At 70.7% G+C, this 13078-nt stretch carries 13 protein-coding genes and 1 pseudogene; 8 read left to right on the plus strand and 6 right to left on the minus strand.

Annotation, left to right across the window (positions count from 1 at the left end):
- Window positions 1–12 precede the first annotated feature (12 nt).
- Together HLK59_RS07525 and HLK59_RS07530 are read right to left on the minus strand one after the other, a co-directional pair.
- On the minus strand, window positions 13–948 hold the full coding sequence (locus HLK59_RS07525) for a LysR family transcriptional regulator (protein ID WP_171140475.1): 936 nt from the start codon (window positions 946–948) through the stop codon (window positions 13–15).
- Between the two features lie 272 nt (window positions 949–1220).
- Window positions 1221–1703 carry a molybdopterin-dependent oxidoreductase gene (locus HLK59_RS07530; RefSeq protein ID WP_171140476.1) on the minus strand — a complete coding sequence of 161 codons (483 nt, stop codon included), beginning with the start codon at window positions 1701–1703 and terminating at the stop codon, window positions 1221–1223.
- Window positions 1704–1841: 138 nt separating this feature from the next.
- Here HLK59_RS07530 and HLK59_RS07535 point away from each other — a divergent pair, with 138 nt between their 5' ends.
- The 4 genes from HLK59_RS07535 to HLK59_RS07550 are packed head-to-tail and all read left to right on the plus strand — an operon-like array spanning window position 1842 to window position 5060.
- A complete protein-coding gene (locus HLK59_RS07535) occupies window positions 1842–2228 on the plus strand; it encodes a TOBE domain-containing protein (RefSeq protein WP_171140477.1) in 387 nt (128 codons plus the stop codon).
- Between the two features lie 59 nt (window positions 2229–2287).
- Window positions 2288–3112 (plus strand): molybdate ABC transporter substrate-binding protein, encoded by an 825-nt coding sequence (gene modA / locus HLK59_RS07540; protein WP_171140478.1) that lies wholly within the window; start codon window positions 2288–2290, stop codon window positions 3110–3112.
- Window positions 3112–3975, plus strand: a complete 864-nt coding sequence (gene modB / locus HLK59_RS07545) for a molybdate ABC transporter permease subunit (RefSeq protein WP_171140490.1) — start codon at window positions 3112–3114, stop codon at window positions 3973–3975. Before modA ends, modB begins: the two co-directional genes overlap by 1 nt.
- Entirely contained in the window at window positions 3972–5060 is a 1089-nt protein-coding gene (locus HLK59_RS07550; RefSeq protein ID WP_171140479.1) for an ABC transporter ATP-binding protein, read from the plus strand. The genes modB and HLK59_RS07550 overlap by 4 nt, the downstream gene beginning before the upstream one ends.
- A 239-nt stretch (window positions 5061–5299) precedes the next feature.
- Here the strand turns inward: HLK59_RS07550 and HLK59_RS07555 are convergent, their stop codons facing one another.
- Window positions 5300–5767 carry an ester cyclase gene (locus HLK59_RS07555; RefSeq protein ID WP_171140480.1) on the minus strand — a complete coding sequence of 156 codons (468 nt, stop codon included), beginning with the start codon at window positions 5765–5767 and terminating at the stop codon, window positions 5300–5302.
- A gap of 93 nt (window positions 5768–5860) precedes the next feature.
- Here HLK59_RS07555 and HLK59_RS07560 point away from each other — a divergent pair, with 93 nt between their 5' ends.
- The gene (locus tag HLK59_RS07560) at window positions 5861–6196 is read left to right on the plus strand and encodes a helix-turn-helix domain-containing protein (RefSeq protein WP_171140481.1); all 336 of its coding nucleotides are present in this window, start codon (window positions 5861–5863) and stop codon (window positions 6194–6196) included.
- Window positions 6197–6330: 134 nt separating this feature from the next.
- Here the strand turns inward: HLK59_RS07560 and HLK59_RS07565 are convergent, their stop codons facing one another.
- Complete coding sequence (locus HLK59_RS07565) at window positions 6331–7419, minus strand: alkene reductase (protein WP_171140482.1); 1089 nt, start codon at window positions 7417–7419, stop codon at window positions 6331–6333.
- Between the two features lie 160 nt (window positions 7420–7579).
- Here HLK59_RS07565 and HLK59_RS07570 point away from each other — a divergent pair, with 160 nt between their 5' ends.
- The gene (locus HLK59_RS07570; RefSeq protein ID WP_171140483.1) at window positions 7580–8203 is read left to right on the plus strand and encodes a TetR/AcrR family transcriptional regulator; all 624 of its coding nucleotides are present in this window, start codon (window positions 7580–7582) and stop codon (window positions 8201–8203) included.
- Between the two features lie 403 nt (window positions 8204–8606).
- On the opposite strand, the gene HLK59_RS50840 is transcribed toward HLK59_RS07570, so the two are convergent.
- Together HLK59_RS50840 and HLK59_RS07580 are read right to left on the minus strand one after the other, a co-directional pair.
- On the minus strand, window positions 8607–10577 hold the full coding sequence (locus HLK59_RS50840) for a family 2A encapsulin nanocompartment cargo protein cysteine desulfurase (protein ID WP_171140484.1): 1971 nt from the start codon (window positions 10575–10577) through the stop codon (window positions 8607–8609).
- Complete coding sequence (locus HLK59_RS07580; protein WP_171140485.1) at window positions 10552–11490, minus strand: family 2A encapsulin nanocompartment shell protein; 939 nt, start codon at window positions 11488–11490, stop codon at window positions 10552–10554. The genes HLK59_RS50840 and HLK59_RS07580 overlap by 26 nt, the downstream gene beginning before the upstream one ends.
- 179 nt (window positions 11491–11669) lie before the next feature.
- Here HLK59_RS07580 and HLK59_RS07585 point away from each other — a divergent pair, with 179 nt between their 5' ends.
- The gene (locus HLK59_RS07585) at window positions 11670–12572 is read left to right on the plus strand and encodes a LysR family transcriptional regulator (RefSeq protein ID WP_171140486.1); all 903 of its coding nucleotides are present in this window, start codon (window positions 11670–11672) and stop codon (window positions 12570–12572) included.
- A 185-nt stretch (window positions 12573–12757) separates the two neighbouring features.
- Window positions 12758–13078, plus strand: a pseudogene (locus HLK59_RS07590) (endonuclease); the annotation flags it as partial.

A 13078-nucleotide genomic window follows, 5' to 3' on the forward strand; every position in this document is an offset into this window, starting at 1 on the left:
AGCCAACGGCTATCAGTGGCCGTGGTCGTCGAGGTAGGTCCGCAGCCGTACGTCCAGCGCCTCCCGCACGCCGGCGCGGCGTGCCTCGGCCAGCAGGGCCCCGGCGAGCACGGACGGTGGGTCGTCGGGGCCGGTCACCAGTCCCACCCGCGGTCCGTGCGCGGGGCCGTCCAACGGTACGACCCGCATTCCGTCCGGTACGCCGAACATGTGCAGCCACGCGTGCGAGATGACGCTGGACCAGCGGCCGCCGGGCAGATGCGCGTAGAGGCCGGCGACGCTGTCCGACTCGATCGCGGGGACGGCGGTGGCACCGTCGGCGGCGAAGCACTCGTCGATGATGCGGCGGTTGCGCATCCGGGAGTTGAGCAGGCACAGCGGGAGGGTCGCCGCCTGTGACCAGCTCGCGGTGGGGACGCCTGCGAGTGGGCCGTCGAGCGGGGTCAGCAGTACGTAGCGCTCCTCGTACAGCGGCAGCCGACGCACTCCGCTCGGGGAGTCGTCGTCTAGGTAGGTCATCGCCGCGTCCAGCTCGAACTCGGCGAGACCGTGGGTGATGGCAGCTGACGACAGCGACTCGATGCTCACCCGGGCTTGTGGGTGGCGGTCGCAGAAGGGGGTGGTCAACAGGGAGGCGACGGGCAGTGCGGTGGGGACCACGCCCAGGCGGAGGGTGCCGGTCAAGCCGTCGCGCAGAGCGGACAGTTCCTGGCGCAGCGCGTCGCCTTCGGCGAGAATGCGGTGCGCCCAGGCCAGCACCACCTCCCCGTCCGGGGTGAGTCCCTCGTAACGTCTCCCCCGGCGCACGATCGGCACGCCCAGCTCGTGTTCGAGGCGGCGTATCGCCGCGGACAGCGAGGGCTGGGAGACGTAGCAGGCGGCCGCCGCACGCACGAAGTGCCGCTCACGGGCGAGAGCGACCAGGTATTCCAGCTGACGCAGTTGCATGGGTGGCCTCCGCCGGGGACGACAGCGCCTGGGGGTTCGGTGTGTCGCGGTGCGGCGCGAGGACGGCCGGGTCGTCGGGGTCGGACTCACGTGAACCGGGAGAGGCGAGCAGGCTCGCGCCGGCCCGGAGGTCCGGGGTGTCGCCGTGCCGGTACAGGACGCGCAGGTGCTCGGGGACTCCGGAGAACAGCGGGTCGGCGGGCGCGGCCGGAGCCGTCCGTACCTCTTCCCAGCCGATCGGTCGGCCGTCGCCCCGCAGACGGCGCTCGGCGTCACGGCCACGCCGTGTAACCGCCGTCCACATGGATCGCGTTGATGGCGCTGATGTACCGGGCGCCGCAGCGGTCCTGTGGGACGACGAGTTGGGGGCCGGTGCGGTCCAGCGGGGTGTCGTCGAGGGTGACCGCGAGGAGGACCGGTGCGCGGCCGAAGTCGGGGTCTATCTCCGCCCAGGACAGCAGGGCTTGGTGGCCGTCCGTGCCGGACACCGCGATCAGGAATCGCAGGCGGTCCTTGCGCCGGGCGGGGTCGAAGCCGGGGCCGGCGGCCGCCAGCACGTCGTGCAGCAGCGGCCCGGTGAACCGGTGGCGCTGCACACCACTGGTGGCGCACTCGAAGCTGACGTCGGCCTCGTGCTGGGGCCAGGTCAGCAGATCGGGCACCGTCAACCGGGCCGGACGGGTCAGATCGCCGGTGAGGGCGAGTTCCACCGCCGAGTCGGCGGCCGTACCGGCAGTTGCGAGGGACTGACTCACGGGCTACCACCTCCCGGATGACCGTACCCGGACCCACCACCCGTACAAACGCACATGCCAACCTGCTGGATCAGGATTCCGGCTCATGCGAATCAACAGAAGACTTATGCCTTGCATATGCGGCAGTATGCTCAGCGCATGCACACCTACCGGATCGGAGACGCTGCCGCCTTACTCGGCGTCAGCACCGACACCGTGCGGCGCTTGGTCGACAGCGGGAAACTCACTGCCGATCGCGACGAGCTGGGCCGCCGGATCATCCCCGGGCCGGTCCTCGCGGCCTACGCCCGGCAGGTGCACCGTGCGGGACGGGAGCCCACCGGCTCCTCGGCCCGCAACCGCCTCACCGGCATCGTCACCGACGTGATCCTCGGAGACGTGTCGGCGCAGGTGGAGATCCAGGCCGGACCGTACCGGGTGGTGGCGCTGGTCAGCCGCGAGTCGGCTGAAGAACTGAAGCTGGAGCCCGGTGTTCCGGCGGTTGCCGTGATCAAGTCGACCAACGTGGTCGTCGAGAGACCGTAGAGGGTCCGTCAGGACCACAGGTGATTGTGTCCGTCAGGACCAGAGGGAGTAGACCCGTGATGACCCGTACCGTGCGCCGGACCCGCCGACCGATGCAGGTGGCCGCCCTGGGGGCCACCGCGCTGCTGGCCCTGAGCGCCTGCTCCTCCGACGACTCCTCGTCCGCCGGTTCCGACTCCTCCGCGTCGGCGTCCGCCTCGGACAAGCTGTCCGGCACGGTCACGGTGTTCGCCGCGGCCTCCCTCAAGGAGAGCTTCGAGACCTTGGGCAAGCAGTTCGAGGAGGCGCACCCGGGCACGAAGGTCACCTTCAGCTTCGGCGGCAGCGACTCCCTCGCGGCGAGCATCACCGGCGGCGCCCCGGCCGACGTCTTCGCCTCCGCCAGCCCCAAGACGATGAAGATCGTCACGGACGCCGGCGACAACTCCGGTACGCCCGCCACCTTCGTCCGCAACCAGCTGGAGATCGCCACCCTGCCGGGCAACCCCGACAAGGTCGACTCGCTGAAGGACCTCACGAACTCCGACCTGAAGGTCGTCCTGTGCGACAAGGAGGTGCCCTGTGGTGCCGCCGCGCAGAAGGCCCTCGACGCCAGCGAGTTGAAGCTCACGCCGGTCTCCTACGAGCAGGACGTCAAGGCCGCCCTGACGAAGGTGGAGCTCAAGGAGGCCGACGCGGCGGTCGTCTACAAGACGGACGTGAACGCCGCGGGTGACAAGGTGGAGGGCGTGGACTTCCCCGAATCGGCCGACGCCATCAACGACTACCCGATCACCCTGCTCAAGGATTCCGAGAACACCGAGGCCGCCCAGGCGTTCATCGCGCTCGTGCGGTCCGCCGAGGGCCAGAAGGTCCTGACCGCGGCCGGATTCCTCAAGCCGTGATGCTCCCGGGACACAAGTCCGACGCCGCGGCCGACACCCTTCGGGGTGGGCCGCGGCGTCGGCGCGTCCGCACGGGCGGCGGTGGCCGGGGCGCACCGCTTCCCCTGCTGGTGCCCGCGCTGATCGGTCTGGCGTTCCTGCTCGTGCCGCTCCTCGCCCTGCTCGTACGGGCCCCGTGGCGCAGTCTGCCCGAGCTGCTGACGAGCTCCGAGGTCTGGCAGGCGCTCCAGCTGTCCCTGGTCTGCGCGACGGCCGCCACCGCGGTGAGCCTGGTCATCGGCGTGCCGCTGGCCTGGCTGCTGGCCCGCGTCGATTTCCCCGGCCGCGGCCTCGTACGGGCCCTGGTCACCCTGCCGCTGGTACTGCCGCCGGTGGTCGGCGGTGTGGCGCTGCTGATGGCGCTCGGCCGCAACGGCATCGTCGGCAGGTACCTGGACTCCTGGTTCGGGATCACGCTGCCGTTCACCACGGCGGGGGTCGTGGTCGCGGAGGCGTTCGTCGCGATGCCCTTCCTGGTCATCAGCGTCGAGGGCACCCTGCGCGCCGCCGACCCGCGCTTCGAGGAGGCGGCCGCCACGCTCGGCGCCTCCCGATTCACCGCGTTCCGCCGGGTCACGCTGCCGCTGATCGCGCCGGGCATCGCGGCCGGCGCGGTCCTGGCCTGGGCGCGGGCGCTCGGTGAGTTCGGTGCGACGATCACCTTCGCGGGCAACTTCCCGGGCCGTACCCAGACCATGCCGCTGGCCGTCTACCTGGCGCTCCAGAGCGACCCGGAGGCGGCCATCGCCCTCAGCCTCGTCCTGCTGGCCGTGTCCATCGCGGTACTGGCCGGCCTGCGCGACCGATGGATGACAGCCGGATGACCGAGACACACGACGCCGCCACCGACGTCCACGCCCGCGCTCGCGCCGAGGGCCTCGACGCCCACCTCGTCGTCGAGCGCGGCACCTTCCGCCTCGACGTGGCCCTGAGCGTCGCGCCCGGCGAAGTGGTCGCCCTGCTCGGCCCGAACGGTGCCGGGAAGACCACTGCCCTGCGCGCCCTCGCCGGCCTGGCGCCGCTCACCGAGGGCCATCTGCGGCTGGACGGAACGGCGTTGGAACGCACGCCGCCGGAGTCCCGCCCGGTCGGCGTCGTCTTCCAGGACTACCTGCTCTTCCCTCACCTGACCGCGCTGGACAACGTGGCCTTCGGCCCGCGCTGCCAGGGCGCCACCAAGGCGGAGGCCCGCGCCCAGGCCGCCGAGTGGCTCGGGCGGCTGGGCCTCAAGGACCACGCCGACGCCAAGCCGCGCAAGCTGTCCGGCGGCCAGGCCCAGCGCGTCGCCCTGGCCCGCGCCCTGGCCACCCACCCCCGGCTGCTCCTCCTCGACGAACCCCTCGCCGCCCTGGACGCCCGCACCCGCCTGGAAGTGCGCTCCCGGCTCCGCCGCCACCTGGCCGACTTCGAGGCGGTCGCCGTCCTGGTCACCCACGATCCCCTGGACGCCATGGTGCTGGCCGACCGTCTGGTCGTCGTCGAGCACGGCCGGGTTGTCCAGGAGGGCGCCCCGGCTGACATAGCCCGCCATCCCCGTACGGACTACATCGCCCAGCTGGTGGGCCTGAACCTCTACCGGGGCGAGGCCGACGGCCACTCCGTCCGCCTAGACACCGGCCCCTCCATCACCACCACGGAGTCTCTTGCCGGACCGGTCTTCGTGGCGTTCCCGCCGAGCGCGGTCACCCTCTACCGCGACCGCCCCACCGGCGCCAGTGCCCGTAATCTCTGGCGCTGCGAGGTCGCGGGCCTGGAGACCCACGGCGACCAGATCCGCGCCGACCTCACCGGGGAGCTGCCGCTCGCCGCGGACCTGACCACGGTCGCGGCCGCCGACCTCGATCTGCACCCGGGCGCGGAGGTCTGGGCGACGGTGAAGGCGACACAGACCCACGCCTATCCCGTCTGAGCGCACGCCCCGCCGTCAGCGATCCCGACCTGACCGTCAGTTCCCCTGGCGGTCCTGCTCGGGGTGACCGGCCTCTTCGATGGCGGGCGAGTGCGGTGGGCGTGGTGGCCGACGGGCGACCGAGGGATGCCTAGCGCTTGATCTCGGCGAGTTGCCGTTTGATCCCGGCCGTCGAGGTGGCGGTCATGGCCCCGGCACCGGCGAGTGTCACCAGGCGTCGTCCGAGACGATCTCTGTCGTCACGCCGGCTGAGCGGGGGCGCTGATCTGCTGGGTCAGCTTGAGCAGTTCTTCGACGTGGTAGATCTCGCTGATCTTGCCGTCGACGATGCGCATGATGTCCTGGCCGTTGATGTCGACCGTGTTGCCGCTGGCGGGGAACCCGAAGGCGTCTCCGGTGTGGACAGCCGTCATCCGCCAGTGGAGGGCCACCCAGCCACCGGGAAGCTCCTGCTGGAAGAGGATCCGGTGCTGTGTGTCGGTGAAGCCGTCGCGGACCGCGGCGATCGACGCTCGCATGCCGTCGATGCCCGAGGCCGCGTCGGTGGCGGGGTTGTGGTCGATCACGTTCGGGGCGAACACCTCGTCCGCCCCGTCGACGTTGCCCGTGTCGTAGAGCTCCAGCTCGCGCGCGGCGACCCGCAATGCGGTGCTCGTGGCCGAGCGCACCATCTCACTGGCGGTGTTGTTCGTAGTGATCGTGGTCATCAGGTCCTCCAAGGGGTGTGGTGCGGGAAAGCCGCTCACCGACTACAGTTCCCCAAGGGAACTAGTTCCCTCAAATGAACTAATGGGGAATACGTGAGTGATCTGGATCACCCTCTGCCGGAATGTCCGATCGCCCGGTTCCTGACCGTGCTGGACGGGACCTGGGCGACGCTGATCGTGCGGGAACTGCTGACCGGCCCGAAACGCTTCACCGAGTTGCGCGCCGCGCTGCCCGGGATCAGCCCCAAAACCCTGTCCTCACGGCTGCAACGCTTCGTACTCACCGGGCTGGTCACCCGCACCGCCTACCCGGAGATCCCACCCCGGGTGGAGTACCAGCTCACCGAAGCAGGCACACGACTTCAGACCGTCTTCGACGCCATGGCCGCCTGGGCCGAACAGGACCTCCCCCGCACCGGAGCCCGGTGAACGTGGTGTCGCTGCCGTGTCCTCGGGAGCGGTTCGCAGGGCGCGGCGGGCCATGGGAGCTCGGCGAGGACGGCCTCCCCGTGTCCTGAAACGCCGTGTCCCGCCTTGTCCGGCGGTGGTGACTTCTTTTCAGGTCACACGCTGTGGGCGGGCAGCGCCGGGTAGTCGGTGTAGCCGCGGTGGTCGCCGCCGTAGAAGGTGGCCGCGTCAGGGGTGTTGTAGGGGCCGTCGGCCGCGAGCCGGGCGGGCAGGTCGGGGTTGGCCAGGAACAGCGCGCCGAAGGCGATGATGTCCGCGGTGCCGTCCTCGATGCGGGCGAGAGCGCCGGGGCCGGTGGTTTCGGGGTGGGTGAAGGGGTTGAGGACGAACGCCGTCGGCCAGTTCTTGCGCAGCCGGGTGGTCAGGTCGCGGTCCGGGCTCTCCAGCAGGTGCAGGTAGGCGAGGTCCAGCCGGGCGAGACCGGCGATCAGGGCGGTGTAGGTCTCCAGCACGTTGGCCGGGTCGGTCTCTGCGATGTCGTTGTAGGGGTTGCCGGGGGAGATCCGGAAGCCGGTGCGGTGGCCGCCGATCGCCTCCGCGACGGCCGTGGCGACCTCGATGCCGAAGCGGACCCGGTCCGTCGGCCCGCCTCCCCAGCCGTCGGTGCGCAGGTTGGTGTTGGGGGCGAGGAACTGGTGGATCAGGTAGCCGTTCGCCCCATGGATCTCCACGCCGTCGAAACCGGCGGCGATCGCGTTGCGCGCGGCATCGGCGTAGTCGGCGATCGTCCGGGCGATGCCGTCGGGGTCCAGTTCCTTCGGCGTGACGTAGTCCTGGGGGCCCTCATAGGTGAACACCTGGCCCGTCGCCGCGACGGCGGAGGGGGCGACGGGGACTAGTCCGTCGGGCAGCAGGCTGGGGTGGCCGATCCGGCCGGTGTGCATCAGCTGCGCGAAGATCGTGCCGCCCTGGGCGTGGACGGCGTCGGTCACCTTCCGCCAGGCGTCGACCTGTGCCGCGGAGTGCAGACCGGGGGTGCTGGTGTAGCCCTGGCCGACGACCGACGGCTGGATGCCCTCGGTGATGATCAGGCCGGCGCTCGCGCGCTGGGCGTAGTAGGTGGCCATCAGCTCCGTCGCCGTGGCCGCGGGAGCATCGGCGCGGCTGCGGGTCATCGGCGCCATCGCGATGCGGTTGGCCAGCGCCTTGCCGCTCAGGTCGATCGGGTCGAACGCGGTCGTCATAGCAGCTTCCTTCGAAGAACGGGTCGGGTGGAAGAGGCAGGCGGCAGCCTGGCGGGGTGCCGGTTCGCGGCACTCCGTTCGCAATGAAGCCTCCACCGAGAGACTCTACATCTATTTGAGACTACGTCTCAAGATGAGCCTTAGCTGTAACATTCCTCGTATGACCGACTCCGCCAGCACTGCCAAGCACACCCCGCCCAAGCCGCCCGGTCTGCGTGAACGCATGCGGGCAACAGTCCGGGCGGAAGTCACCGAAGTGGCGCTCCGGCTCTTCACCGATCAGGGCTTCGAGCGGACGACCGCCGACCAGATCGCCGCCGAAGCGGGACTGTCGCGCGCCAGCCTGTTCCGGTACTTCGGGACCAAGGAAGACATCGTGCTGAGTGGTCTGGAGGGCGATGGCCAGCACGTCGCGGAAGCCCTCGCCGCCCGCCCCGACGAGGAGCGGCCCTGGGTGGCGCTGCGCCGGGCCTTCGACGTCCTGGTGCGGGTGAACGAGGAAGCACCCGAGCAGACGCTGAGCTTTCTGCGCCTGCTGCAGCAGACGCCGTCACTGCGCGCCCGGCACTTCGAGAAGCAGTTGCAGTGGCAGGAACAGATGGTGCCGGAGATCGCCAGGCGACTGGAAGCCGGCCCTGGCCGGCCGGAGGATCCCAGGCCGACCGCGCTGGTCGCAGCCGCCCTCGCCTGCCTGGACGCGGCCGCGAGAGGGTGGGTGGCCTGCGAGGGCACCGTCTCCCTCGCCCTCCTGCTCGACCGGGCCATGGGCGCACTGACCGAGTAGCCGCCCGCCCAAGGCCGGCGACCGGCGCTCGCCGACCGGGGCGGCAAACCGGTTGACGGAGCGGGCGGTGTTGGAGCGGTGGAGGCATCGGGCGACATCGGCCCAGTCCCTGGCCCTGCGCGCGCGGATCGTGCCGACGTGTGCGGGGCCTGAGGTGCCGCCAAGTGTCGCGGTTGCCCGGGATCTTGGGGTGGCCTCGGACAGCGTCCGCAAGTGACGGCGGCGTCTTCTCGCCGAACGCCTCCAGTTGGCGCCAGGCTGCCCGGTCCCCTGATCGACAATCCCGTCGGTCCGGCGAACGCACAAGTGCCTTCCTGCCGGTGCGACGGAGACCCTGGGAAGGTCTCGTCACCCCGGCGCGGAAGGCACTTCGCGAACCCCGGCTCGCCCCGGGAGGCGCGGGCTAGCGGCGCCCGCCTCGGCGGTCCGCGAGCCGGTGAACCGCCGTGACCAGCGTGTCCACCTCCTCGTGCGTGTTGTAGAAGGCGAACGACGGCCGGACCGTCGCCTCCAGGCCGTACCGGCGCAGGATCGGCTGCGCGCAGTGGTGGCCCGAACGCACCGCGATCCCCTCCTCGTTGAGCGCGGTGCCCACCTCGGCCGGCTCGTAGCCGTCCAGGACGAACGACACGATGCTCGCCTTGTGCGGAGCCGTGCCGACCAACCGGAGCCCGGGCACGCAGCGCAGACCTTCCGTAGCGTGCTCGACGAGGGTGTGTTCGTAGGCGCCGATGTTGGGCAGGCCGATGCGCTCGACGTAGTCGATGGCCGCGGCCAGCCCCACCGCGTCGGCGATGTTGCCGGTGCCGGCCTCGAAGCGGTTCGGTGGCGACTGGTAGCTGGACTTCTCGAAGGTGACGTCGGTGATCATGTTGCCGCCGCCCTCCCACGGAGGCATGTCCTCGAGGATCTCCCGCTTGGCGTAGAGCGCCCCGATCCCGGTCGGTCCGAACAGCTTGTGCCCGGAGAAGACCAGGAAGTCCGCGTCCAGCGCCCTGACATCGATCGGCAGGTGCGGGACCGACTGTGCCGCGTCGACGAGCACGCGTGCCCCGGCCCGGTGCCCGATCTGGATGATCTGCTCGACCGGTACGACGGTGCCGAGCGCGTTGGACATCTGGGTGACCGCGACGAGCTTGGTGCGGTCGGACAGCAGGGCCGTGTACTCGTCGAGCAACAACTGGCCGTCGTCGTCGACCGGGATGACCTTGATGACCGCGCCGGTCTGCTCCGCCAGCATCTGCCAGGGCACGATGTTGGCGTGGTGCTCCAGGTGGGAGATGACGATCTCGTCACCCTCGCGGATGTTCCGGGGCCCCCAGGCCTTGGCGACCAGGTTGATCGCCTCGGTGGTGCCCCGGACGAACACGATCTCCTCCGCGGACCCGGCCCCGATGAACCGGGCGACGGTCTTCCGGGCACCCTCGTAAGCGTCCGTCGCCCGCGCGGCCAACTCGTGCGCCGCCCGGTGGATGTTGGAGTTCTCCCGCGAGTAGAACTCCACCAGCCGGTCGATCACCGCTTGCGGCTTCTGCGTGGTCGCGGCGTTGTCCAGCCAGATCAGCGGACGCCCGTTGACGAGTTCGGACAGGATCGGGAAGTCCCGGCGGACGGCCCGTACGTCGAACGCCGGATGCGGGTCGAGCGGCAGCCCCGGGGAGGTGGCGGGGGCCGCGGGTACGGCGGGTGTGCCGGGTTCCTCGACGAAGTAGTACGGCGAGGTCGTGGCCGTCGGCGCCATGGCCTCGGGGAGGGGCGGCAGCCCCAGATGCCCGAAGCCGGGAAGCGGGGGCGCCTGCGCGGGATACCCCGGCGCCTCGGTGAGGAAGTAGAACTGCCCGGGAACCGAGAGCTGGGCCGGTGCGCCACCCGGCACAGATACCGGTACGGACGCCGGTACGGGTGGCGGCGCGGACGACGACACGGTGGACTGCGGTCCGGGGGACACCGGCAGCTCCGGGACGGGGCCGCCCACGCCGGGCGCACTCGCCGCGTATCCGGCCGGGGCGCTGGTCGGCGGTGGCCCGGCGAGCGGGCTCATCCCGGCGGGCGGCGCCGCATGAGGCAGGCCCGCATGAGGCAGACCGGCCTGCGGGCCCACCCCGCCCGTCCCTGCCGTCGCGGCGGGCGAGGGCGGGTCCATGGCCGGCAGACCGACCGGCGTCGGCCACTCCACCGGCACGTCGGAGACCGGAACCGGAACCGGGCCGTGGGCCGGACCCTGCTCCGGGCCCGCCGCCGACGCCGGCACCGCCATGTCCGCCGGCTGCCCGGGAAGCGCTCGGAAGAACTCCCCGGCCAGCCGGTTGAGCGTCTCCTCGTCCGGCAGCCACTCCGGGGCGGCTCCGTTACCGGTAGCTGGGGGCGTAGTCATGGAACTTGTCCACCTCGACATCGTCGAGCACGGCGAGCGCGTCCTCGGTGAGCACCGCGAGCGAGCAGTACAGGGAGACCAGGTAGGAGGCGATGGCACTGCGGTCGATCTGCATGAAACGCACCGACAGGCCCATCCCCTGCTCCCCCGCGAGCCCGGGCTGGAACAGTCCGACCACGCCCTGGCGCGACTCGCCCGTGCGCAGGAGCAGGAACTTGGTCTTCCCGTTCTCCAGCGGGACCTTGTCCGACGGGATGAGCGGCAGCCCGCGCCAGGTCAGGAACTGCGAGCCGAACATGCTCACCGTGGCCGGCGGAACTCCGCGCCGGGTGCACTCCCGGCCGAACGCGGCGATCCCTTCCGGGTGGGTGAGGAAGAAGGCCGGCTGCTTCCACACCTTCGTGATGAGAGCGTCCAGGTCGTCCGGCGTCGGCGGTCCCGTCATCGTGGAGATCCGCTGCGTGTCCGCCACGCTGCTCAGCATCCCGTAGTCCGGGCTGTTGATCAGCTCGCCCTCCTGGTGCTCCTTCACCGCCTCGATGGTCAGCCGCAGTTGCTGCGCGGTCTGGTCGTGCGGGCTGGAGTACAGGTCGGCGATACGGGTGTGGAGGTCCAGGACCGTCTGGACCGCCTTGAGCCGGTACTCACGGGGCTCCGGCGAATAGTCGACGAAGGTGTCGGGCAGTGGCGACTCGTCGTCGGTGTCGCACTCGATGCGGACCGACTCGGGGTGAACGACCTTGTTCACCCGGTAGATACCGGCCTCGACCGGCACCCAGGACATCAGGTGCGTCAGCCAGCGAGGCGTGATGGAGGTCATCTGGGGAACGGTCTTGGTGGCGTTCGCCAAGGTCCGCGCCGCGCGGTCGCCGACCGACATCGATTGCGACGGTGGATTCACAGCCGTGGTCATGCAACGTCTCCTCTCCGCGCCCGAGGGGCAGGCACGCGTGACAGGGGGTGAGCCGGTCGACGCGGACATGCGCGGTCGATCGCTCTCGCACGAACTTTCCCACCGACCCTCCCAGCAGCCCTGTTAACGGTCCAATGCGTGTTTTCGAGGCTGTCATCGAAGGTGGCTATGATTCACAAATGATCGACTTGAGTCGGTTGCGTGTACTTGTGGCCGTCGCCCGTGAAGGTTCGATCACGGCGGCCGCCGAGTCGCTGCACTACGCTCAGCCGTCCGTGAGCCACCACCTCGCCAAACTCGAAGCCGAGGTCGGCGTACCGCTGTTGCAGCGGATGGGGCGCGGCATCCGCCTCACCGAGGCGGGCCGGCTGCTGGTGAACCGCGCCGAATCGATCCTCGCGCAGGTCGAATCGGTGCACGCCGAACTGGACGAGCTGGCCGGACTGCACACCGGCCGGGTCCGCCTGGCCGCCTTTCCCTCGGCGCTGGCCACCCTGGTGCCGCTCGCGGCCGCCCGTATCGCCGCCGAGCATCCCGGTATCGAGCTCATCCTGCGCGAGGCCGAACCGCCGGACGCGCTCAGCGCCCTGCGCAACAACGACGTCGACGTGGCGCTGATCTTCGAGCACGGCGACCCGCCGCAGGGCGATCGCCGCGACACCACCATGACGCCGCTTCTCGACGAGCCCTTGTACGTGGTCACACCGGTGGACCGTTCCTGGGACGGCCCCCGGGCGGAGTTGGCCACCTACGCCGGGACTCGCTGGATCGCGGGGTGCGAACGCTGCCGCGAGCATCTCGTCGCGGCCTGCGGGCGGGCCGGGTTCTCGCCGATCCTCGAGTTCGAGACCGACGACTACGTCGCCGTACAGGCGCTCGTCGCGGCGGGGCTGGGCGTGAGCCTCCTGCCCGGGCTGACCCTCGTCGCCAACAGGCACCCGCGGGTCAGGCTGGACCGGATTCCCGGCATGCGCAGACAGGTCGTGGCCGCCGTGTACGGCAAGCCGCCCGCGTCCCAACCGGCCCAGGTGCTCCTCGACGCGCTGAGCGCGACCCTGTCCGAACCGGAATGGCCGTCCTGACCACACGGGGCCGCCACCCCCGGACGGGGCCGTGAATCACCTTCGGCGGGGAGCCGAATCCCCTGTGTACGGCAGGCATCTGCTGGGAAAAACCGCCGCGACTCTCGACAGGCCCTGGGTAACCGGCGGTAACTTCTGCCATGTTCCCATCACAACCGCTTTCTCTCCCCAGGAGCCACACCCCCATGCGCAGACTCCTCGCCTGTCTGACGACGGCAGCCGCCGTTCTCGGCGGGCTCACCGCGGCCGCCCCGCCCGCGGCGGCCGCCGACTCCGGCACCTTCAGCGTCCTCAGCTACAACGTGGCCGGCCTGCCCGAGGCCATCTCCAGCGCCCCGACGCCCCGCGAGTCCAGCACCACGACGATCGGCCAGCGCAAAGCGCCGTACGACATCGTCCACGCCCAGGAGGACTTCAACTACCACGCCTACCTCTACGCCGCCGACACCGCACACCCCTACCGCACCGCCACCAGCGGCGGCGCCGGCATCGGCAGCGGCCTCAAC

The organism is Streptomyces sp. S3(2020) (genome assembly GCF_013044505.1).
Classification (GTDB): domain Bacteria; phylum Actinomycetota; class Actinomycetes; order Streptomycetales; family Streptomycetaceae; genus Streptomyces.

Coding starts and splice junctions, on each gene's coding strand:
- HLK59_RS07525 (WP_171140475.1), bottom strand. CDS start 948: ATGCAACTGCGTCAGCTGGAATACCTGGTCGCTCTCGCCCGTGAGCGG.
- HLK59_RS07535 (WP_171140477.1), top strand. CDS start 1,842: ATGCACACCTACCGGATCGGAGACGCTGCCGCCTTACTCGGCGTCAGC.
- modA (WP_171140478.1), top strand. CDS start 2,288: ATGACCCGTACCGTGCGCCGGACCCGCCGACCGATGCAGGTGGCCGCC.
- modB (WP_171140490.1), top strand. CDS start 3,112: ATGCTCCCGGGACACAAGTCCGACGCCGCGGCCGACACCCTTCGGGGT.
- HLK59_RS07550 (WP_171140479.1), top strand. CDS start 3,972: ATGACCGAGACACACGACGCCGCCACCGACGTCCACGCCCGCGCTCGC.
- HLK59_RS07555 (WP_171140480.1), bottom strand. CDS start 5,767: ATGACCACGATCACTACGAACAACACCGCCAGTGAGATGGTGCGCTCG.
- HLK59_RS07565 (WP_171140482.1), bottom strand. CDS start 7,419: ATGACGACCGCGTTCGACCCGATCGACCTGAGCGGCAAGGCGCTGGCC.
- HLK59_RS07570 (WP_171140483.1), top strand. CDS start 7,580: ATGACCGACTCCGCCAGCACTGCCAAGCACACCCCGCCCAAGCCGCCC.
- HLK59_RS50840 (WP_171140484.1), bottom strand. CDS start 10,577: ATGACTACGCCCCCAGCTACCGGTAACGGAGCCGCCCCGGAGTGGCTG.
- HLK59_RS07580 (WP_171140485.1), bottom strand. CDS start 11,490: ATGACCACGGCTGTGAATCCACCGTCGCAATCGATGTCGGTCGGCGAC.
- HLK59_RS07585 (WP_171140486.1), top strand. CDS start 11,670: ATGATCGACTTGAGTCGGTTGCGTGTACTTGTGGCCGTCGCCCGTGAA.